Here is a 20,837-nt window from a genome sequence, read left to right as displayed (position 1 = left end):
CCAATATCCCGACCGTATAACACCAGCACCCGTATCGATTAGTGAAATTACTGAATCAAGTTGGGTCGGGTATTGACCAGAAGGAAGTTGTGTCGCGGAAATGCCGAGTGTAATTAGGTTCCGAAAGTAAGAGGATTGCCAAAGAACCACGCAAACGGCATTGAGACCATTATCTATTGGAACGCCAATGAGATGTTTGGTCAAATTACGCTTCCGCGTTTTTGGATATGGTGCTAGATCCGTCATTTCCACTCAGAGTAATACATCATAACTATATTAGTCTGCCTTTCTAACTTGTACCGAGCGATAACCCATACCTAAAAATTCACCAATTATGCTCGATCGAATCCTGATTGCCAATCGCGGCGAAATAGCTTGTAGAATCATTCGCACCCTCGACAGGTTAAACATCCAATCGATCGCAGTCTACTCCGAGATCGATCGACATGCACCGCATGTAAATATGGCAACCGAATCATTCTATATTGGTAAAGCCACCGCCGCTGAAAGTTATTTACAAGCCGATCGAATCTTGCAAATTGCCCAAGAAAATCGCGTTCAAGCCATCCATCCTGGCTATGGATTCTTGAGTGAAAATGCCAACTTTGCGACAGCTTGTGAAGCTGCCCAAATTAACTTTATCGGCCCGACACCAGCACAGTTACAGCAATTTGGACTCAAACATACCGCCCGATCGATCGCGGCTGATAATGGCATTCCGATGCTAACTGGTAGCGAATTACTGGAGAGTCTAGCACAAGCTGAAACGATCGCGTCTCAGATTGGCTATCCAGTGATGCTCAAAAGTACCGCTGGCGGAGGCGGGATTGGCATGGAAATCTGTCGAGATAGTAGTAGTTTATTAGCAGCATTCGATCGCGTCGATCGATTGAGTAATCAGAATTTTAGTCAGGGGGGGATTTTTCTAGAACGTTATCTATCCCGCGCCAGACATATTGAAGTCCAAATCTTTGGTGATGGGAATGGGCATGTGATTGCATTAGGCGAACGCGATTGTTCGCTCCAACGACGCAATCAAAAAGTAGTCGAAGAAACTCCCGCTCCAGGTATCGATGATAATATGCGATCGCAACTATATTCCGCCGCTGTCAAATTAGGTAAAGCTGTCAACTATCGATCGGCTGGAACGGTAGAATTTATCGTCGATGCCGATAGTCAGGAGTTCTACTTTTTGGAGGTAAATACGCGCCTGCAAGTCGAACATGGCGTGACGGAATTAGTCGGTAATATCGATTTGGTTGAATGGATGGTAAGGTTAGCCGCAGGAGAAGATATTGATTTGGCTAATTACCAATATCAGCCCCAAGGACACGCAATTCAAGTCCGAATTTATGCCGAAGATCCCCATCATAATTTCCAACCGAGTGCTGGATTATTGACTGCCGTAGATTTCCCCGCTGATGTGCGGGTCGATCGTTGGATTGAATCAGGTACTGAAGTCACGCCTTATTACGATCCATTATTAGCCAAAGTTTTAGTACATGGTGTAGATCGAGATGATGCAATCGTTAAACTCCAAACTACTTTAATTAATACCACGATCGCCGGAATTGAAACCAATCTTGATTACTTAGCTCAGGCAATTGCTCACCCTGAATATCAAGCCGGAAACGTCCATACCCAGTTTTTAAATACCCTCGATTATCAACCTCAATCGATCGATATTCTCGATCCTGGTATCCAGACTACTATTCAAGATTATCCAGGGCGGATCGGTTACTGGGATGTCGGCGTACCGCCATCTGGCCCGATCGACCATTTGGCATTTCAACTGGGGAACCGACTCTTAAATAACTCTCCAGATGCTGCTGGCTTGGAATGTACGGTGTCGGGGCCAAAAATTCGCTTCAATTGCGATCGCGCGATTTGTTTGACGGGAGCGCAGATGACAGCAATGCTGGACGGCGTACCCGTGCAGTGGTGGACGGTTATTTATGTCAAAAAAGATAGCGTATTAAAACTATCCAGCATTACCGGAAATGGCTACAGAAGCTATCTGCTGGTCGCTGGTGGCTTTGATGTCCCCAACTATCTCGGTAGCAAATCCACCTTCACTCTCGGTCAATTTGGCGGGCATGGGGGACGCACTCTTTGCACTGGCGATGTCCTGCATCTCAATGATTCGCCCACAAGTATTCCCCCGAGCGGTCTAGATCCCGCTCTGATTCCTACCTATCCAAATCATTGGGAAATTGGCGTAACTTATGGCCCCCACGGTGCGCCGGATTTCTTTACCCCTGCGGATATCGAGATGTTTTTCGCCACTGACTGGGAAATCCATCACAACTCAGCTCGAACAGGAATTAGATTAATTGGTCCGAAACCAGAGTGGGCGCGGACTGATGGCGGTGAAGCGGGATTGCACCCATCAAATATTCACGATAATGCTTACGCGATCGGGACGGTCGATTTTACAGGCGATATGCCGATTATTCTCGCCCATGATGGCCCTAGTTTGGGTGGCTTTGTCTGTCCCGCGACGATCGTGCAAGCGGAATTATGGAAGATTGGTCAACTAAAACCAGGCGATAAAGTTCGGTTTCAGCCGATCTCGATCGATCGAGCCAATGCTTTAGAATTAGCTCAAGACCGAGAGATTGCCACCCTGATATCTGAAGCAAGAGACTATCCTCCAGAACAAGTATTGTTAGTAGATAAATTACTTGCTAGCGATGATCTCACCACCTACCGTCGATCGGGTGATAAGTATCTATTAATCGAATACGGCGAACTAATCCTCGATCTCAATCTCCGGTTCCAGATTCACGCCTTAATGGAATGGTTGAAAACTCATCCGATTGCGGGCATTATTGACTTAACTCCTGGCATTCGATCGCTCCAAATTCACTACGATAGTCGAATTTTACCCGAACCTGAATTGCTCGATCTCTTGACCACTGCTCGTTCGAATTTACCTAGTATCGAGCAATTAACCGTACCGACACGAATTGTCCATTTACCCTTATCTTGGGATGATGATTCAACCCAACTGGCGATCGATAAATACATCCAATCGGTTCGCGCTGATGCGCCATGGTGTCCGAGTAATATCGAATTTATCCGCCGGATTAATGGTTTAAATTCAGTTGCAGCCGTTCGCGAAATTGTTTTTGCTGCTAGTTATTTAGTATTAGGATTGGGCGATGTTTATTTAGGCGCGCCAGTTGCCACTCCGATCGATCCGCGTCACCGTCTAGTCACCACAAAATATAACCCCGCTCGAACTTGGACACCCGAAAATGCAGTAGGCATTGGTGGAGCTTATATGTGTATCTACGGGATGGAAGGGCCTGGTGGCTATCAATTTGTCGGGCGGACTGTCCCAATTTGGAATCGTTACCGACAGACGGCAGACTTTACTAAACCGTGGTTATTGCGCTTCTTCGACCAGATTAGATATTTTCCTGTTTCTCCAGCAGAACTATTACAATATCGCGAAGATCTAATTTATGGAAGAGTGAAATTAGCGATCGAAGAAACAACATTTAGCTTGTCAGCGTATCAGCAATTTCTTTTCGCTAATGCCGATGATATTGCCAAGTTTAAACATACTCAACAATCCGCCTTTCAAGCCGAAAGAGATGCTTGGGAAGCCGCTGGAGAGTTCACGAGACAAGCCATTGAACCAGAAATAGCTCCTCCTCGATTGACACTCGATTTACCACCCAACTGTACGCCCATGACCGCTCATTTAACCGCAAATGTGTGGCAAGTTGTAGTTAAGCTAGGAGACATAGTGAAACCAGGAGATAAATTAGTAATCCTCGAAGCCATGAAAATGGAAATGACGATCGAAGCAGAGGCAGCAGGATCGATCGAGGCTATTTATTGTATCCCTGGACAAATGGTATCTACTGGACAAGTATTATTGGCCTTTAAGAGTAGTCGATCGATCTAATGTATGTTCTATCCCTCTTCTGTCACTCTGGGTAAGCTAAAATGAAATACAAAGGCTAGAGATACTTATCCCGCAGGTTTACTCACTCTTAGTTCAGCCATGCTGGCATTACTGTTGAATCAGGATTTCAGCAGATCCGAGGCGATCCTGAAGCACAGGCAAAAGATCTAGCGATCGCCACCTATCATTCTCGATCGGTGGATTAGTCTCCCGTTCGCGTTATCTTCTGTTGAGACAACCGCTAATGGCAACAAGATAATCTAGTTTTTACAGTACAACAAGAACAGTACAAAGCCGATGGCGAGATTTGAACTCGCGACCAATTGATTACGAATCAACTACTCTACCACTGAGCCACATCGGCGGGATCGGGTAAAATTAATGTACCCAGCCAATTATTATAGACGGAATCGAGCACAAAATGACAGAATTAAAGCCAAAGCCCAAACCTGATTCGATCGATCCCGAGCTGTGGCAGCGGCTTCAGGCTGAGGCCAAATCACCTTTTCGAGGTTTGCGTCAGTTTGTTTACGTCAGTTGTGCGCTTTCTGGGGCAATTGGTGGAGTGGTGTTCTTCTTTAAACTACTTGCGGGTCGCGATCTCGAAGCAACTATTCCCAATCTCGCGCTGCAAATTGGGGTGGTAGCATTAATGGTATTCCTGTTGCGGATCGATAAAGCTCAGGTTTGAGCTGGTCAGGGGATCATGCCCGATTGTGTGCTAATTTCAATCCGCGATGGCTGGAGCGAATTATAGCAATTGAGCAGCTTGCTATAATAACTTTTCGACAGCTAGGCTAAACTCTTCATAAGATTTGACCCCGACGATCGTTGCGACTTTTTCACCTGCTTTGAAGAAGATAACAGCGGGAATACTTCTAATCCCCAATTTTTTTGCCAAGTCGCGATTGGGATCGATATCTAACTTGTAGATCTCCGCCCGATCGCTATATTCTGCCGCCAATCGATCGATTAATGGTGCCACTAATTTGCAGGGGCCACACCATGGTGCTGTGCAGTCTACTACTAGGACATGTGCCCCTAGTAACCGCGCTTCAAATTCTGTTTCATCTTTAAGAAATTCAGCCATAGTTATTTTTAAATATATCTAAACATAAGATTGCAATCTTAGCATGTTTGTAGATCTAAAATAATTAAGCCTGACGGTTATTTTTATCAACCTAAGTTTAAGGTTGAGCTTAGTAGTGAGTTAACTTATTTACGACTTTCCATCCGCCACAATAATACAGTTAATGCTGCCGCGATCGCCAGCAGTAGTGCAGCCAGATGAAATGTACCCTGAAAGCCTCTGACAATCGCTTCAGGTGCCGCTAAAGTCACATCGATCGCCTGACTACCAGCCAAGGCGATCATGGCGAAGATAGCGGCAAATAGCGGTAATCCGGTAGTTTGTCCGAGTGTCCGCGTCAGTGAGAGCAATCCCGCCGCAATCCCCACTCGCTGCGGTGGTACCGCCCCAAGAATGGCACCATTATTTGGCGATTGGAAGATCCCCCAGCCCAAGCCGAGGGGAATCACTCGCAACACATAATCGAGATCGCGAATGTTGGCATCTAGAGTACTCACCGCCAAACAACCGATCGTCATGAGGATTAGACCAACTAACATAATACTGCGCGTCCCAAATCGATCGCTCAAATTTCCAGCTAATGGTGAAACTAATCCCCCGATAATCGGTGTAATTGCCATTAATAAACCAATCCGCTCGATCGGGTAATGCAGGACTAATTGCAAGAAAAAGGGAATCATAAACGAACTTCCGCCCAATGCCATAAAAGCCAACCACCCCGTCAACAAACTTAGGCTAAAAGTCTGAGCGCGAAATAAACTCAGATCGAGCATCGGTTGACTGAGGCGACTTTCTAGCAAAATAAAACCGACTAAACCGATCGCCGCCGCAAACAATAACCCCAAGGGTAAACTATTGGTAAAACCGTAACGCTGTCCCTCGGTCATTCCCAACGAAAAGCAGACCAAGACAACAGAAATAACAATCGATCCCCAGAAGTCGAAACTTTGGTGACGATCGCTGTGCTGCCCTACTGGGACATATTTGTGAACTACAAAAGTGGCGAAAATTCCGATAGGAATATTTACTAAAAAGATCGATCGCCACCCAGACAATCCAATCAAAACGCCACCGATTGAAGGCCCAATTGCAATCCCTGATGATACTACTGCGCCAATTACCCCCAATGCTTTACCGCGTTCGGCGGCTGGAAATACCTCGACAATAATCGCCGCACCCAACGCCGAAATCATCACCGCACCCATGCCCTGCAAGGCTCGCGCACCAATCAAAATGCCGATCGAAGGTGCCAAGCCGCATAGCAGCGAACTCACCGTAAAGACGATTAAACCGCCCAAATACAGCGACTTTTTGCCCAATATATCACCCAACCTCGCTGCCCCCAAGACGAGGGAAGTGACAACCAATACATAGCTCAATCCCACCCACTGCACCGTCGCAAAATCTGTCTGTAAATCTTTAACGAGGGTAGGTAGCGCAATATTCACGATACTAGTATCGATCGTGTACATCAATACTCCCAAACTAATTCCTAGCATCACCCGCCATTTGTCAACCGTTTGCTGCTGGTTATCGGTAGCTAAGGGTGGCTCTGGAGATCGATCGTTCATGAGTGAAATAGCTAGTGATAAGTGCGAATATTTTTCAATGCTGAGTACCGATGATCCGTAAAGATGGCGATCGAACGATAAGCATCACATTATCGCTGTTTTTGCTGACTAATGCACCGCGATCGTTTGTGGTTGGCGATCGCTTATTTGAAATTCGAGCTGTCAAAATGGAATTAATTACTGGAGATAACTTAATCAGTCAAAATTTTGATAAGTTACAGATTTGTCAGCTTTTAAATAACTGTCTAACTTGAAATCAAAGCTAAAAAAACTAGGGTTCGATAAATAATGTTAATTACTTATCTCACCTAGTATAGTAGATCGAATAGGAAAGTTGATTTGCGATTAAGCAAACACGAACTGAGCTGGAGTCAAACTACTAGATTGAATTCCGGTCAGTAAAGCTAGAGTTTTGCCACCGAAGACAATCGAAGTATCTGTGCCAACTTGAGTCAGTTTCAGGCTAGTTGCACTGATACCCAAACTATTGGCACCTTGAATACCGATGACATCGGTACCGATTTGGAAATCCAGAACCGTATTCGCCGCACCAGGCAGCTCGGCATTGGCGATCCAGAATTGGTCGGCACCCGCACCACCAGAGAGGAGATTCCCGCCACCAGCACCAACGAATAACTTGTCGTTACCGTCGCCACCTAAGCCGCGCCCGTTGGTACCGAGGTATAAGGTATCGTTACCAGCACCAGCAGAGATCCGGTAGCCAGTGGCATCAACAGCCTCGAAGATATCGTCGCCAGCACCACCGAAGGCGCGATCGAGATTAGCCACAAAAACGATATCATTACCGCTACCAGTCTCGATCCGGTTGTTACCAGCTAGGGCACCTGCGATCGGAATGTCTACCTTGTCATTACCAGCACCCGTAAATATGATGTCATTGATCCCGTCAAACCCAGGTGTAGAACCAGCGACTAAATCGTCAGCACCTGCGGTACCGGAAATTAAGCTAGTGGGATTGACAGGCGGAACGGCGATGACTGTATCCTTGCGGGCGGCGAGGTTTTGAATCCGTTCGTCCAGGGCTGGAGCGGTATCGGCTTGCTTGAATGGCTTGGTGGCATTGGGATATGTCTGAACTAAGTATTCAGCTAGGGCATCTTGCTCGGAACCGAAGCTGGCGAAACTAGCCTTGCGGAAGCTGGTGGGTTCGACTAGTGCCGCATCTTGTTTGCCGTTACCATTAAGGTCTTCGATCGCCTCAAAGCCGTTGTTATTGGCATCTGGTTCGCCGAGGAGATCGACTCGATTAAACAGGGTAGGATTGGCAGTTTGAAAGGCTGGGAAGGGATAATTATCGCCACCACTAGCCAAGAAATTGAGCGTGATGACGCGAAAGGTGCGGCTGGGATTGCCGACGACTTCCCCATTTTGGACGACTACCTGTTGGGTACCGCCTTCTTTGTCTGGCTCTACTGTCAGTGATAAAACGCGATCGCCCACCGGACGAGTTGCATCGAAGCTGAATTTAATCCCGCCAAACTGACCGAATTGTCCGGGTGTCGCACCTGGAGCAGTTCCGGCGACCGAATGTTCGATCGTCTGTAAGAGTTGCGAGGCTGTCAGGGTGACTAATGCTAGTCCATTATTAAACCGGAGCGAATTAGTGATGTCCAGTTGTGAGATATCACCTGCGGCTTTATTAGCGAGAGGATTAGCTGCTGGTGGTGACTTGATGGCATCGGCGGCATTGGTACCACCTGTGGGGAAAGTGACAACGCCGATATTGTCGCGAATCCCGCCACCATTTTTAATCGAGATTGTGACAGTCGGATCTAGAGCTTTAGCGATCGCTAAATTGGCATCAGCACTAATATTACCAAAGTTGGTTTCCTGAGTGCGGACATCACTGCGCGTACCATTCAAGAACACATCAGTACGTCCGAAGATCGCTCCATCTTGAGCAGCGACGACGGTTTTGAGCTTATTGACGATCGCTTGAACTTCAGGATCGACTAAGGTTTGGGCACCAAGTGCGGCAACCCCTGCGGCATCAGTGGCATAAGCACCGCTGACAGTTGGATCGTAGCTATTGGGGACGATGTTACCATTGGCATCGAAATCAACAACCAGCCGCCCGACATACTTATAGTTACCGTCGGTATTAATCAATGCGATCGGTTTACCATCTGCACCAGTCGAAAAGGTGGGATACTGTCCCTGATTGGTATCGCCAGCCCGCAAGACATCATTGCTGTCGAACAAGCGGGTATTAGAACCGCCAGCCATGATGATATCGACATTCTTGAGGCGTGTCGCTAATGCTTGCTCGATCGCGATTTGCTGCATGTGCGCCATCACGATCACCTTGTTCATGTCAGGATTGGCAGCTAGTAGCGCATCCACATCGGTCTGGATTACCGCTGCTAGGGCATCGAGTTCGGCAGCAGTAGGCGTACCCCCAAAGGTAGCGGGACTTACGGCGACATTACCAGGGCTGGAAATATTCCGCAGTGTGGGCGTAGTCGCACCGACAATCCCAATTTTTTGACCGTTGACATTGATGAAGGTGGTACCCGCAATTTTACCAGCAATTTTATTCGCTTCTTGTCCGTCAGCCGTAACTAGCGGTGCGAGATTGGCATCGGGCGCAAAGTTGAGGTTGCCGCTGAGGTAGGGGAACAGAGCACCTGGATAAGCTGGGAAGGCAGCAGTGGTTCCCGTTGCGGCAATTGCTGCCCCTGGCTTCAACAAGTTAGCAACTAAAGTGGTACCCAAGTCAAACTCGTGATTCCCAAAGGTAATCGCTTGCACGCCTAATTCATTTTGAATCAGGATATCCGCCCGTCCCTGTCCGCCAAAGGCAAATTCGCTGGCATTGAGGAACGCACCAGGAATATAAGCATCACCGGAGGAGAGGACGAGGGTATTGGGGAAGTCGGGCGCGGTACCCGCATCGCTACCATCTTGGTTTTTGAGCGCGTTCAGGACTGCGGAGAGGCGCGGTGCATCTTCTAGGGCGGGAATGCCCGCTTCTTGGTCGGCAAAATGTAGCAGTTGCAGCTTGAAATCAGCCATGTTAATCTCCTAAAATTGTGTTGATGGTTGAGCTGATGTGTGCGATGCGCTCGATCGCACGGGTTTGAGTTCAGAAAATAGCTACACTTGTGGCGATCTTCATGCTCGATCTTGGTACCTATAATATTTTCATAGCTAGATTAAGGATGACTACAAGGCTGGTTAATAAACTAGTGCAAATTGGTAATCTTGAGAAAATTGTTATTGCAAGTATCGATTTTGTAGCTAACCAATCGATCGACTGTTAAATAATCGCCTGACTCGAACTTAGGGACTTGCAAATTAATAAACCACCATCGATTAATAACCTGGTGCGTTACCATACGGGATCGCACACCCTCCAATTCGGGAGCTTATTTTCTTGCTAATCGCTTAGAGGATGTTTGGAAAGTCCAATTGCTACGTTTCAGGTGGGTAAATCCCCCTAAATCCCCCTTAAAAAGGGGGACTTCGATCCGGTTCCCCCCTTTTTAAGGGGGTTAGGGGGGATTTTCTAGGATTTACGAGTGCTATCTTATACTTTCCAAACATCCTCTTAGTAGCGATCGAAGATAAAAAAACTAGGCAAAATAAATAATGTCAGTTATTTATCTCACCTAGTCTAGATTACACAGGAAAGTTGAGTTGTCACTAAGCCAAGACAAATTGACCAGCGTTTCCGGTATTCAAGCTGCTGGCTTGAATACCTGTCAGCAAGGCTAAAGATTTGCCACCAAAATCGATCGAAGTATCGCTACCAATTTGAGTCAATTTGAGGCTAGTCGCACTAATCCCGAGGCTCTTGGCACCCTGAATGCCAATTACGTCGGTACCGATTTGGAAGTCCAGAATCGTATTCGCCGCACCTGGAAGTTCAGCATTGGCAATCCAAAATTGGTCGGCACCAGCACCACCAGAGAGGAGGTTGTTCCCGCCGCTACCAGCGAAAAACTTATCGTTACCATCACCACCTAAGGCGCGACCATTTGCACCCAGGAAGAGGGTATCTTGACCGATACCGCCAGAAATCCGATAGTCTTTGGCATCATTCGCCTCGAACACATCGTCGCCAGCCGTACCAAATACGCGATCGCTATTACCGACAAAGATGGTGTCATTACCGCTCCCAGCATCGATCCGGTTTTTTCCGGCGATCGCACCTGCAAGTGTGACATCCACTTCATCGTTACCAGCTCCGGTAAATACCAAGTCATTGACGCCATCGAAGCCTGGTGTCTCGCCAGCAAATAATTCATCGGCACCCGCAGTTCCAGAGACCAGAGTTTGGCGGCTGTCTGTGCCAAACATGGTTTGGTACATCAGCTTGTAGATCTCGGTATTGTCGAGGGTGCTGGGCAATTTATCAGCATTCATCCCATAGGCTTTGGAGACGATACTACCTGGAAAATCAGGCGTACCCACCCAATTCACCACAAAGTTACCCATCGGACCATCGATGCTATCTTTTGCGCTAAATGGTTTCCAGGGAAACTCTGCACTCGCGGTGCTACCAGTTGCACCATCAAAATAGGCGCGGTTGGTATTGGTAGTAGTCGGGTTAACTCCAAAGAATGGAACTACTGGCTCGCTATTTTGAAGCGTGGGTGAGGTCGTGAAGTTACCAGTAGGAGTAGTCGGACGATTGTAAGGAGCGTACTGGAATACTTGCAAACCACCTGCATCGCTATCTGCTGCTGTAATTACCAAAGTGTTGGGGTCTTGGGTATCGATGTAGTTTTTGGCGACACCGATCGCCGCATCAGCACGGCGGAGTGCTTCGATCGTCCCAGCAGCGTTATTATTATTGGCGAAGTTATCGGTACCTTCTTCTTCGAGGGTAATAAAGAAGCCATCGGGATCGCGTTTGACAATTTTCAGCGACGCCTCTAGCATTTCTGCGACAGTTGGAGCCGTCGCGACATACAGAGGTCGGGGGCTGGCTGTATTCAAGCCTAGTGCTTCTTCGGTGCGATCGTCAAAGGTGTGAATCGCGGCAAATACACCCAGAATCTTACTGGGAGGATTGGCACCATTTACCACCTGATTCATTTGGTCTTCGGTGTACACTACCGTGTATCCGAGCGACTTGGCTAGATCGATGAGGTTGGTCGTCGGACGGCGTGCTGGGCTGCTTTCGGACGCATCTAGAGCCGCAGTAACGTGGAATCCGGTAGTACCTTTGGGTAGCATGTACAGCTCCCCACCGCCAAAAATGACATTAGTACCCGAACGAATCACCTGCTCGATGATTTCGGCGTATTTATCCCGCGCCCGTGTGTTATCGCCATCGCGATTGGTAGTTTTGGCAGCAAAAGCAGCGGAACCAGGCTCGGCGAGGTGTCCCGACTGAATCAGCGCGGTAGCTTTACCAGCTTCGATCGCTTCTTCTAAAATCGTCTTACCTGTATTGCCAGAAGCTGGTACAACGACGGAGTTATCCTCTTCCAAACCAAACGACTCATTGAATACCTTCTTCCCAGTGGCATGAGTCACAGCTCCGGCGTTGGAAGTACCCGTCAACTGGTTTTCCATGTGTCCCAGGTAGACTCCCGCGTTGGAGAGATTGTCCCAGTTCAAGCGTCCATCTGGCCCCTTGTCGATGTTTCGCAACGCCATGTAGTGGGAAGGGCTGGTACCATCGGGGTGGATGAAGATGACGTTACCAGTACTTTTTGTGGCTGCTGGAGCTTTGGTGGCAACAGGATTGCGCGCGGCTAATTCCTTCTCGAATAATGTCTCGTACATCAATTCGTAAATGACCGTATTGTCTACTGTCGCAGGCAATTTGTTCGAGTTGAGACCGTGCGCTTTGGACACGATCGAACCACTAAAATCAGGCAAACTAGCCCAGGCAACTGCGAAGGGGAACACATCACCACTTGCATCGGGAGCGGATAGGAATGGGAGTGTACCCGCACCAGTTTTACCATCTAGCGGGATGGGACGAGCGACAGTTGTGGGGTTGTTATTAATCGTGCCGACAGGTGTAGTTGCACTGGCGACATCAACTACCTGCAAGCCACCCGCATCGCTATCGGCGGCGGTGAGGAGTAAAGTATTGGGGTAACGATTGATGAAATCCACAGCTACGCCAATCGCTTTGTCCGCGCGGAGCGTACCTTCGATCGTCCCAGCGGCGTTATTATTATTCCCAAAGTTATCAGATCCCTCTTCTTCAACGATCGCGATCGACCCATTTTTGAAGTTGGGGTGTTTCTCCATCAACTTCTGGGTAAGTTCGAGCATCTCACCGATTGTCGGTGCAGATTCCCTGTACAGCGGGAGATTCGCTGCTGCTAAAGCTTCTTCTGGTCGATCGTTAAAAGTATGAATCGGTGCGAATACACCCAATACTTTGGTAGGTGTGATGGGAGTCTTCGCCGGATCGAGCAGATCTCGGAGTTGCTGCTCGTTGTAAACTACAGTGTAGCCTAACCCCTTCGCCACATCGATTAAGTTTTCGGTGGGACGGACGAGCGCACTCGTACTCAGCGTATTGTATTCAGCCGCCGTGCCATGAAAACCAGCCTGACCGACTGGAATCATGTTCAGTTCGCCACCGCCCATGATAAAGTTCACGCCAGAATTAATCACCTGCTTGGCGATTTCTGTCAGTTGAGAGCGGGGAACAGTCTTGCTACCATCTGAGTTAGTAATATCCTTGGTCTTAGCAACAAATGCTGCTGTACCAGGCTCATAAATGGCACCTGATTGGACTAGCGCAGTCACTTTACCTGCATCTCTGGCTTCTTCGACGATCGTTTTGTTAGTGCCAGCCAACGATTTGATGGCGGTATTATCTTTCTCAAAACCGAAGGATTCGGCAAAGACTTTCGCGCCTGTCGCGTGGGTGATAGCACCACCGTTGGATGTGCCGCCTAATTGATCTTCCATGTGACCGAGATACACACCCGATTTATCGAGTTTGTCCCAGTTTAGTCGTCCATCGGGACCAACTTCAACAAAACGCGCCGCCCCATAGTGAGATGGGCTAGTCCCATCGGGATGGATAAAGATAACGTGATTTCCAGTTTGCATAACGATCCAAATTTGGTTAATTGGTGAAAGATTGCGTGGAGTCGGTTACAAATGGTTTACAAGCAGTTTTAATCAAATATTTTCTCCAACTATCGATCGAATGTGTGAGATCGATTCATCAGAGAGATCCGATCCGATCGCGTAAAGTCCAATCGAGCAGTGACGATCGGGATTTAATTTAAATCCAATCTGCATGAACGAATAATCTTGAATACTTGGCTAATTACTCATCCAAAATAATCAGTTACTTTGGCAATGAGAATCATTATCTATGATTTCATAAATAGGTTAAGGTTCCCTAATAAAATAGTTAAGGAACTAAAGAATTGACAAAATTGAGTCGAGTAATTGTATCAAAACGATCGCATTTTAGCGGATTAGGGCACTGCTCTCGATCGAGGGCTGCTAGCGTTGGCGTAGCCTACCGGAGGTAATCGCATCGTGCCAGCTTTAACAAAATCTAGGATGGGAATTAATTGAACAACATACCGAATGACTAATCATCGACAGCTACCATCACGTCGCTAGATTTGATAGTGACATAAGCGGGTTTTCCTGCTGTCAACTCTAATGCCTCGGCTGAGGAGCGAGTAATCACAGATACAGCTTCAACATTTGGGGCAATTTCGAGCAAAATCTCAGCATTAATACTACCCAATCTCACCTGTTTGACAATGGCTGGGAACACATTCCGAGCACTGACACGCATTGCCCGAATTTCTAGATTGCGGGTAGGTGCTGATTTTTGAGGAGTGGCTATCTGCAAGCTGAGATCGGACAGCTCGCGATCCAAACCTCTCACCAATTGACGGAGAACATCAGTTTTCGATCTTTGCATCCGTTCGCAGTAGCTCTCCAGCAGTTGTCGCTCGGCTTCGGGCAATTGAAATGTAATCCAACCTTGGTCTTTACGGGGCACGATCGACTACCAACTAAATTGGTAATATTTTGACATAGAGTTGGTATTTATTCAAATAATAGGATAGCTGTTAAAAATATCTTCACCATGCGTGTAAAGTCTTGGCGAGTTGGGCTGTTGAGCTTGTTGATGATGGTAATTGCGATCGTCTATGCCCAACTGACTTCAACTACCTTACCGCCGCAGCAGATCGCACTCGATCCCCCTGCGCCAACATCGACAATTTTGGTCGCAGCAGCAGCCAGTCTCCAAAAATCTCTGCAAGAAATTACGCCACTCTATCTCAAGGCAAACCCCAGCCACACTATTAACTACAACTTTGCAGCTTCTGGTGCATTACAACAACAGATCGAACAGGGCGCACCTATTGATGTGTTTATTTCGGCGGCTGACAAGCAGATGACTGCTTTACAAGTAAAAGGATTATTGGTATCGGCAACTCAACAGGATTTATTAACCAATCAGTTGGTGTTAATTGTTCCTAACCAATCCTCTATGTCTTTAACTAACTTTCGGCAACTCATCCAGCCAGAAGTTCAGCGGATCTCGATTGGAGAACCCCGCAGCGTTCCAGTCGGACAATATGCTACAGAGTTTTTGAAGAATCTAGGCATATTGGAGCAAGTAAAGTCTAAATTTGTGTTGGGTAATAATGTCAGATCGGTGCTGACTGTGGTAGAAACGGGTGATGTCGATGCAGGAATTGTCTATATCACCGATGCTAAAAGTTCAGATAGAGTTACAATTGTGGCAACTGCTGACAAAAAATTGCATTCGCCAATTCAATATCCGATCGCTGTCTTAAAGTCAAGTAAATCATTAGCCGGAGCTAGGCAATATGTTGAGTTTTTACAAAGTAAATCGGCACAAGCTATATTTAGAAAATATGGATTTGGGATTGCTAAACCTCGATCTTAATTAAATGTCAATTCCCGATTTATCTCCACTCTGGATTTCTCTGAAAGTATCGATCGTCGCAACGATGATTACATTGGCGATCGGGACGATGGTTGCTTATAAAATGTATTACTTTCGAGGCAAGTGGCGATCTCTGATTGAGGGATTTTTGATCGCACCACTAATTTTGCCACCGACTGTCATCGGCTTTATCCTGCTAATTCTACTGGGTAAAAATGGTATTTTAGGACAGATGCTCACCCAATGGAATCTGAGATTAGTATTTACATGGTACGCCGCAGTTTTAGCAGCGATCGTCGTGTCATTTCCCCTGATGTATCGCGCTGCATTGGGAGCCTTTGAGCAGATCGACTCTTTGCTGCTAGATGCTGCCAGACTAGAAGGTGCATCAGAAATATCGGTGTTTTGGTATATTGCTTTGCCCTTAGCGATGCCTGGAATTCTAGCGGGTACCGTCCTAGCATTTGCCCGTGCATTGGGCGAGTTTGGCGCAACACTGATGCTAGCCGGAAATATCCCCGGACAGACCCAAACAATGCCGATGGCAATTTATTTTGCCGTTGAAGCAGGTGCAACTCAGGAAGGATGGTTCTGGACGATAATTGTAATCTGTATTTCTTTAGTGGGAATTACGATCGTTAATTATTGGAAAAATTAAAACGGCAGTTCTGTCCGTCAATAATAAATTCGATCGCATTCCAATCACCAGTTTGCCGAGAGTTTAGCAAGAAAAGACAGTATTGTGATGTCCATAAACGATATTCCACTTCGCCTTACTAGCTGCCAACGCTCGATCGAGCCAGTCCAATTGTTTCGCTCGTTCGGGCGATTTTGGATCGACGATATCGTTAGTATTTAAGACAAAGAACCGCACATCACCTTGTCCATGCATATAATAACGCTGACCCTGCATATTAAATTGAGGATAGGCAACTTGAAGATCGCCATTCATCGTCCGTACATCATGATTGCCCAAGGAAGCATAAAACTTCACCCCCCGCTGTAGCAAGTCTTGATAAGGAATGGCAAAAACTGGTTTAATTTTTGAGAACTCTCCATTTGTATAAATATTATCGCCAGCGAGCAAGACGGTATCGAAGGGATTTTTTTGATGGTAGCTAGTGAGTGCGCGACCAACGGCATATTGATTGATACTTCCAGTACCTGTATCGGCAAGCACAGCGAATCGCTGCAATAACTTTGACTGGGGTATAGTTATTGCGTTTACGCTATCTTCATTATCAAAATTATTGAATAACAGTTTCCCGATCCCAGCGATACCCAAGCCAGTTAAACCAGCTCCAATCAAAAATTGACGGCGATTATTGCTCATAGTTTTTAACGAGTTGTACAGAATAATTGAAATATCGATTTTATGACAACCAGCGCGGATGCCAACCGGAAAGGGGTAATCGTTCTGCTGTCACCGGAGTATCGAGTTCGCGAATATTCGGCGGAATGGGAACCAACCACAAGATCCCATTACTATCGCCTTGAATGATTTGATTGGTACTTTCCCCTCGATCTACTTGGTCGAACATTACAGCTAATCCATCTGGCGATAAACTCATCTGAATACCCTGCTGAATGGGCAACAGCATCATCATAACAATTTTTTTAGTCTTGAGATCGATCGCCGTTAAATAAGGTTCTTCATAACTGTTATTACCCTGAGTTTTCAGCTCGGTAGCCAAGCAATACATCAGGTCTTTGGCAGGGGAAAATTTAGCATCCCAAATCGAGCCATTGGTCTTCAATACCTGCTGTTCGATCCCCTGGTTGTCAACAACAAATAACGACCTTGTATAGTCACTATTATATTCAACCATTGCTGCGGCTGTGCCATCAGCCGTGAAACTCAATACATTACCAAATCTGGGCAAAAAGTCGAGATTACTACCTTGAATCGGTGTGAGGGGGAAAATTGAGATCCCTTCTCCCACTGCGGCGGCGACTTCGCTACTATCTGGGGTGATAACAAAATCTCCACTTTGTTTCAGTTTGATTGGGGGTACAGATTTATCGAGTGTGACTACCCAGAGCGCAAAATCGCTGGATTTTTGGCGACTGACTCTTTGCACGACTATTTTTTTGCCATCGGGTGCGAGATCGAATTTGACGTTTTGATATTCCCGATTGTCGAGGATTAATTCTAGTTTGCCAGGGGGTGTAAATTGAGTATCGCTATTGCGAGGGACAATGCCAGTACTAACACTATAAATCTGTTGACTGGCGATCGCGGGTTGATTATTTTGCAGTGTTTTAGTATCAGTTGCGGTAAAAATCATGGTTTGACTATGACGATCGACTTTAAAATCAGTCACAACTAATCCAACTGGGCTGATAGTTGTCGATTTGTGAGTTTTGAAATTATAGATAACGATCCGACCTCTATTTGTTTCCGCACTGCTGATATAGGCAAACATCCGATCTGGTGTCCGAAACTGCCCCTGAAATGGCACGATTTCTTTACCGCTCTTGTTCCCAATTGCTTCTTTAGCTCCTTGTAGTCGGATCTGGTAGGCGTTTCCATAAGGAGCTGGATTCGAGAGCGTATAAGCCAATTTAGACCCCGCCCAACTGATTTTGCCAGGTAGTGGGGGGTCGATCTGGAGTTGTTTTTCGACGGTGAGACGATCGACAGGTCGATTGAATGTCAGCGTAAATGCGGTATCTTCAGCACTAATATTCCGATTTTGCCAATTAAAATCGCGCACTTGCGGCAATGTCCGATCGCCACTCCATAATAAAAGCAAAGTGACAATTGCCAACCCTGCGATCAGTGTCATGGCAATGCGATCGATTGGAAGTAAAGCTTTACGGGTATTCACAGGGTATGAAATGTGGGTACAAAATATCTGACTTAAAACCTAAACCCCAAAGCCCAAAGCCTAAAGCCTAAAACCTAAAACCTAAAACCTAAAGCCTACTCCTGATAAGGATTCTTCGGAACTGGGATCGGCTTGACTTCACTAGCTTCGATGACTAATTGACGACTACCAGCAAATGTTTCGACGATCGCTTTGCCTTTGATTTGGAGCCAACTATCTTGGGGATAGGTTTGACGAGTACCTGTAAATTTGATGGGGAGAGAGACAGGATAGGCATCTGCGGCACAACAGGTAATGATAAATCTCGATAACATGAAGTAATTATCAGGGAGATTTTTGGGGTAAAGCACAAACCCATTAATATTCGCTTTTTGACCCAAATATGCATCGGGTTCGGGATAATTATTTAGGGTTCTGACCCAATCTACCAGGGTTTTGGATTCTGGCTTCACACTGGCGCGAAAGGCTTGGGTTTGGTTGCGAGTAACTGTGACGGATTCTGTGGAAGCTCCGCGCTGAAAAGCGGCTTGACTGGTAAATAATTTGGGGGTAATAATCAATCCGGTGACTGCCGTACCCAGCAGTAGCATTGTCGCTACACCTTGCGGGAGTAGACTAAGGTGCAGTTCTTGAGCAGTGGCGATCTTACCTCGATATAGTCGCCAGCTTTGGAGGATACCGATCGATAAGAGACAACCACCAGTGACAGTGATGAGTAGATAGTAACTGGGATGAACCAGAATATATAATGTTCCATCGATCGCGTATTTTAGTAATAAAATTCCCCATGCTGTGACCGCCGTAATATCTAACCATGACTTCCGCAGACTGGAGCGATTTGGTGTATTAGCTGACATGGAAGTTTACAAATAGGGTAAAGAGAAATGTTAACTGAGTCGCGATCGCAAATATATAGAAGATTGCTTTCGGCTTGAAAATTGACAACATTAAACCGATACTTTTGAGATCGAACATCGGCCCAAATACCAAAAATGCCAAGAGCGATCCGCTAGTAAAGGTTGCAGCAAATGACAGGGCAAAAAATGAGTCTACAGTAGAACAAATCGAAATTGAACCAGCAAGCAGCATCATCACCACGATCGATAAAATCGGCCCTTCACCCAAACTAACGATCACCTCTCGTGGTGTCAACGTTTGAATCGCTGCTGCTACTGCACTCCCTAATACCAATACACCGCCTAATTCTCGCAGTTCTTGGACGACATTATCCAATACTAGATTCATATTCGCGTGCAGCGATCGTTTTGGTGGCTGCATCAGATCTTGAGTCATTTTCACTGCTACCGCGCCACCACTACCAATCATAAAATCACCGCCATCGAGGAGACTAGAACCAGTACTAGTTTTCGGTTGAGCGCGAATTGTTCCCAAGGCGATCGCGGGTTGCAAAATGGGTTTAAGATCCTTTTGAACGCTAAACATCCAACCGACAATTGTCGCAATGAGTAGCGAAAATACTACCCTCAATACTACTATTTCCGGTCGATCGCGAAAAGCAATCCAAGTAGACCAAATTACAATTGGATTTACTGTCGGTGCAGCGAGTAGAAAGCTAATCGCTACAGGCATCGGTACCCCCTGCATAATCAATCGCCGCGCTACAGGTACATTGCCACACTCGCACACAGGAAATAAGAACCCGATACAACTACCTGTCAGTGCGCCCAAAACCGGATGCTTGGGCATGTGAGCGATCAACCATCGTTCGTCGATAAAAATCAGTAGTAAGCTCGATAACAATACTCCTAGCAATAAAAACGGGATTGCTTCTACCAGTAAGCTTAAAAAGAGGGTAAACGCATTATTAAGCTGTTCCATGTTTGCTGTTAGTCATTATTTAACTGATACCTCGAATTGTCCTGCCCCAAAACTCAGTCATGGTGGGAATGGTAGCTGACTAATGCTGAGAATGATGCCAGGATGTAGTTTGAGACCTAGCTCGACTCAGCCGCAGCGTCAAGCATCTAGTCTACCCCAATCAAATCCACTTGAGATGACAGCGACAATCTGGTTTTCCCGACCAAGTGTGCCACTAACCCATTTGCCGCCACTGCTGCTAGCAGTCTACCCCCGATCGAGCCTTGAATAATAATATCCGGTGTGCCAGCAGTCATCAATCACCGTTAATCCATGATATTGTTTATACTGTTAAGCGATAATCATTCTCATACCTAATACTTCATGCTAGAGATTCAGCAATTAGCTGTTAATTACCGTGGAGTATGTGCTTTAGAGCAAATTGACTTTCGGGTCGAGCCAGGGGAATTAGTGGGGCTAATTGGGCCGAATGGAGCGGGTAAGAGTACGTTACTCAAGGCGATGCTAGGGCTGATTCCGACTGCACATGGCACGATAAAGTATTGCAATTGTCCCTTGTGTCAGCATTTGGAACGGGTGGCATATGTGCCCCAGAGATCGCAGGTGGATTGGGATTATCCGATTACTGCCCAGAATGTGGTGATGATGGCGCGTACCCGCCAACTAGGCTGGTTCCGGCGTCCAGGTGCCGCAGCGA

The 20,837-nt window shown here is 46.6% G+C and carries 15 protein-coding genes, 1 tRNA gene and 1 pseudogene; 6 read left to right on the top strand and 11 right to left on the bottom strand.

Translation table 11 applies throughout. The features are described 5' to 3' along the window. Positions 1 to 334: 334 nt before the first annotated feature. Positions 335 to 3,919: an urea carboxylase gene (uca, locus tag ACEW9I_RS15235; RefSeq protein ID WP_373541180.1), complete on the top strand. Its 3,585-nt coding sequence runs from the start codon at positions 335 to 337 to the stop codon at positions 3,917 to 3,919. 292 nt (positions 3,920 to 4,211) lie between these two features. Here the strand turns inward: uca and ACEW9I_RS15230 are convergent. Beyond that, positions 4,212 to 4,283 (bottom strand) — tRNA-Thr (locus ACEW9I_RS15230). Between the two features lie 57 nt (positions 4,284 to 4,340). On the opposite strand from ACEW9I_RS15230, the gene ACEW9I_RS15225 reads away from it, so the two are divergent. Then, positions 4,341 to 4,610, top strand: coding sequence for a DUF3493 domain-containing protein (locus tag ACEW9I_RS15225; RefSeq protein WP_373541179.1), 270 nt, complete (start codon positions 4,341 to 4,343; stop codon positions 4,608 to 4,610). Positions 4,611 to 4,691: 81 nt separating this feature from the next. Here the strand turns inward: ACEW9I_RS15225 and ACEW9I_RS15220 are convergent, their stop codons facing one another. Both ACEW9I_RS15220 and ACEW9I_RS15215 read right to left on the bottom strand, forming a co-directional pair. Then, on the bottom strand, positions 4,692 to 5,015 hold the full coding sequence (locus tag ACEW9I_RS15220; RefSeq protein ID WP_373541203.1) for a thioredoxin family protein: 324 nt from the start codon (positions 5,013 to 5,015) through the stop codon (positions 4,692 to 4,694). Between the two features lie 119 nt (positions 5,016 to 5,134). Continuing rightward, the gene (locus ACEW9I_RS15215) at positions 5,135 to 6,580 is read right to left on the bottom strand and encodes a DHA2 family efflux MFS transporter permease subunit (protein WP_373541178.1); all 1,446 of its coding nucleotides are present in this window, start codon (positions 6,578 to 6,580) and stop codon (positions 5,135 to 5,137) included. Between the two features lie 50 nt (positions 6,581 to 6,630). On the opposite strand from ACEW9I_RS15215, the gene ACEW9I_RS15210 reads away from it, so the two are divergent. After that, positions 6,631 to 6,834, top strand: coding sequence for a hypothetical protein (locus ACEW9I_RS15210; protein WP_373541177.1), 204 nt, complete (start codon positions 6,631 to 6,633; stop codon positions 6,832 to 6,834). 91 nt (positions 6,835 to 6,925) lie between these two features. Here ACEW9I_RS15210 and ACEW9I_RS15205 read toward each other — a convergent pair. The 3 genes and pseudogenes from ACEW9I_RS15205 to ACEW9I_RS15195 all read right to left on the bottom strand — a co-directional run. Then, positions 6,926 to 9,607, bottom strand: a pseudogene (locus ACEW9I_RS15205) (5'-nucleotidase C-terminal domain-containing protein); the annotation flags it as partial. 639 nt (positions 9,608 to 10,246) lie between these two features. Further along, positions 10,247 to 13,633, bottom strand: coding sequence for an alkaline phosphatase (locus tag ACEW9I_RS15200; RefSeq protein ID WP_373541176.1), 3,387 nt, complete (start codon positions 13,631 to 13,633; stop codon positions 10,247 to 10,249). Between the two features lie 496 nt (positions 13,634 to 14,129). Then, positions 14,130 to 14,552: a molybdopterin-binding protein gene (locus tag ACEW9I_RS15195; RefSeq protein WP_373541175.1), complete on the bottom strand. Its 423-nt coding sequence runs from the start codon at positions 14,550 to 14,552 to the stop codon at positions 14,130 to 14,132. A gap of 87 nt (positions 14,553 to 14,639) precedes the next feature. Here ACEW9I_RS15195 and modA point away from each other — a divergent pair, with 87 nt between their 5' ends. Further along, positions 14,640 to 15,470, top strand: coding sequence for a molybdate ABC transporter substrate-binding protein (modA, locus tag ACEW9I_RS15190; protein ID WP_373541174.1), 831 nt, complete (start codon positions 14,640 to 14,642; stop codon positions 15,468 to 15,470). 4 nt (positions 15,471 to 15,474) lie between these two features. Beyond that, complete coding sequence (modB, locus tag ACEW9I_RS15185) at positions 15,475 to 16,128, top strand: molybdate ABC transporter permease subunit (protein ID WP_373541173.1); 654 nt, start codon at positions 15,475 to 15,477, stop codon at positions 16,126 to 16,128. Positions 16,129 to 16,191: 63 nt separating this feature from the next. Here modB and ACEW9I_RS15180 read toward each other — a convergent pair whose 3' ends face one another. The 5 genes from ACEW9I_RS15180 to ACEW9I_RS15160 form a co-directional block, all read right to left on the bottom strand. After that, positions 16,192 to 16,803, bottom strand: coding sequence for a metallophosphoesterase (locus ACEW9I_RS15180; RefSeq protein WP_373541172.1), 612 nt, complete (start codon positions 16,801 to 16,803; stop codon positions 16,192 to 16,194). A 40-nt stretch (positions 16,804 to 16,843) separates the two neighbouring features. Next, the gene (locus ACEW9I_RS15175; protein ID WP_373541171.1) at positions 16,844 to 18,259 is read right to left on the bottom strand and encodes a hypothetical protein; all 1,416 of its coding nucleotides are present in this window, start codon (positions 18,257 to 18,259) and stop codon (positions 16,844 to 16,846) included. Positions 18,260 to 18,396: 137 nt separating this feature from the next. Continuing rightward, positions 18,397 to 19,158, bottom strand: coding sequence for a TIGR03943 family protein (locus ACEW9I_RS15170; RefSeq protein WP_373541170.1), 762 nt, complete (start codon positions 19,156 to 19,158; stop codon positions 18,397 to 18,399). Beyond that, complete coding sequence (locus ACEW9I_RS15165) at positions 19,148 to 20,140, bottom strand: permease (protein WP_373541169.1); 993 nt, start codon at positions 20,138 to 20,140, stop codon at positions 19,148 to 19,150. The genes ACEW9I_RS15170 and ACEW9I_RS15165 overlap by 11 nt, the downstream gene beginning before the upstream one ends. Positions 20,141 to 20,286: 146 nt before the next feature. Beyond that, positions 20,287 to 20,436 carry a hypothetical protein gene (locus ACEW9I_RS15160; protein ID WP_373541168.1) on the bottom strand — a complete coding sequence of 50 codons (150 nt, stop codon included), beginning with the start codon at positions 20,434 to 20,436 and terminating at the stop codon, positions 20,287 to 20,289. A 67-nt stretch (positions 20,437 to 20,503) separates the two neighbouring features. Here ACEW9I_RS15160 and ACEW9I_RS15155 point away from each other — a divergent pair. Beyond that, on the top strand, positions 20,504 to 20,837 hold a 334-nt coding region (locus ACEW9I_RS15155), incomplete at its 3' end, for a metal ABC transporter ATP-binding protein (RefSeq protein ID WP_373541167.1).

Origin of the sequence: Chamaesiphon sp. (genome assembly GCF_041738855.1) — a bacterium.
Lineage (GTDB): Bacteria > Cyanobacteriota > Cyanobacteriia > Cyanobacteriales > Chamaesiphonaceae > Chamaesiphon.
This window is presented reverse-complemented; position numbering and strand designations above follow the sequence as displayed.

What these genes read in the sequence shown, in the direction of transcription:
- uca (WP_373541180.1), top strand. Translation starts at nt 335, where the DNA reads ATGCTCGATCGAATCCTGATTGCCAATCGCGGCGAAATAGCTTGTAGA.
- ACEW9I_RS15225 (WP_373541179.1), top strand. Translation starts at nt 4,341, where the DNA reads ATGACAGAATTAAAGCCAAAGCCCAAACCTGATTCGATCGATCCCGAG.
- ACEW9I_RS15215 (WP_373541178.1), bottom strand. Translation starts at nt 6,580, where the DNA reads ATGAACGATCGATCTCCAGAGCCACCCTTAGCTACCGATAACCAGCAG.
- ACEW9I_RS15210 (WP_373541177.1), top strand. Translation starts at nt 6,631, where the DNA reads ATGATCCGTAAAGATGGCGATCGAACGATAAGCATCACATTATCGCTG.
- ACEW9I_RS15200 (WP_373541176.1), bottom strand. Translation starts at nt 13,633, where the DNA reads ATGCAAACTGGAAATCACGTTATCTTTATCCATCCCGATGGGACTAGC.
- modA (WP_373541174.1), top strand. Translation starts at nt 14,640, where the DNA reads ATGCGTGTAAAGTCTTGGCGAGTTGGGCTGTTGAGCTTGTTGATGATG.
- modB (WP_373541173.1), top strand. Translation starts at nt 15,475, where the DNA reads ATGTCAATTCCCGATTTATCTCCACTCTGGATTTCTCTGAAAGTATCG.
- ACEW9I_RS15180 (WP_373541172.1), bottom strand. Translation starts at nt 16,803, where the DNA reads ATGAGCAATAATCGCCGTCAATTTTTGATTGGAGCTGGTTTAACTGGC.
- ACEW9I_RS15175 (WP_373541171.1), bottom strand. Translation starts at nt 18,259, where the DNA reads ATGACACTGATCGCAGGGTTGGCAATTGTCACTTTGCTTTTATTATGG.
- ACEW9I_RS15170 (WP_373541170.1), bottom strand. Translation starts at nt 19,158, where the DNA reads ATGTCAGCTAATACACCAAATCGCTCCAGTCTGCGGAAGTCATGGTTA.
- ACEW9I_RS15165 (WP_373541169.1), bottom strand. Translation starts at nt 20,140, where the DNA reads ATGGAACAGCTTAATAATGCGTTTACCCTCTTTTTAAGCTTACTGGTA.
- ACEW9I_RS15160 (WP_373541168.1), bottom strand. Translation starts at nt 20,436, where the DNA reads ATGACTGCTGGCACACCGGATATTATTATTCAAGGCTCGATCGGGGGT.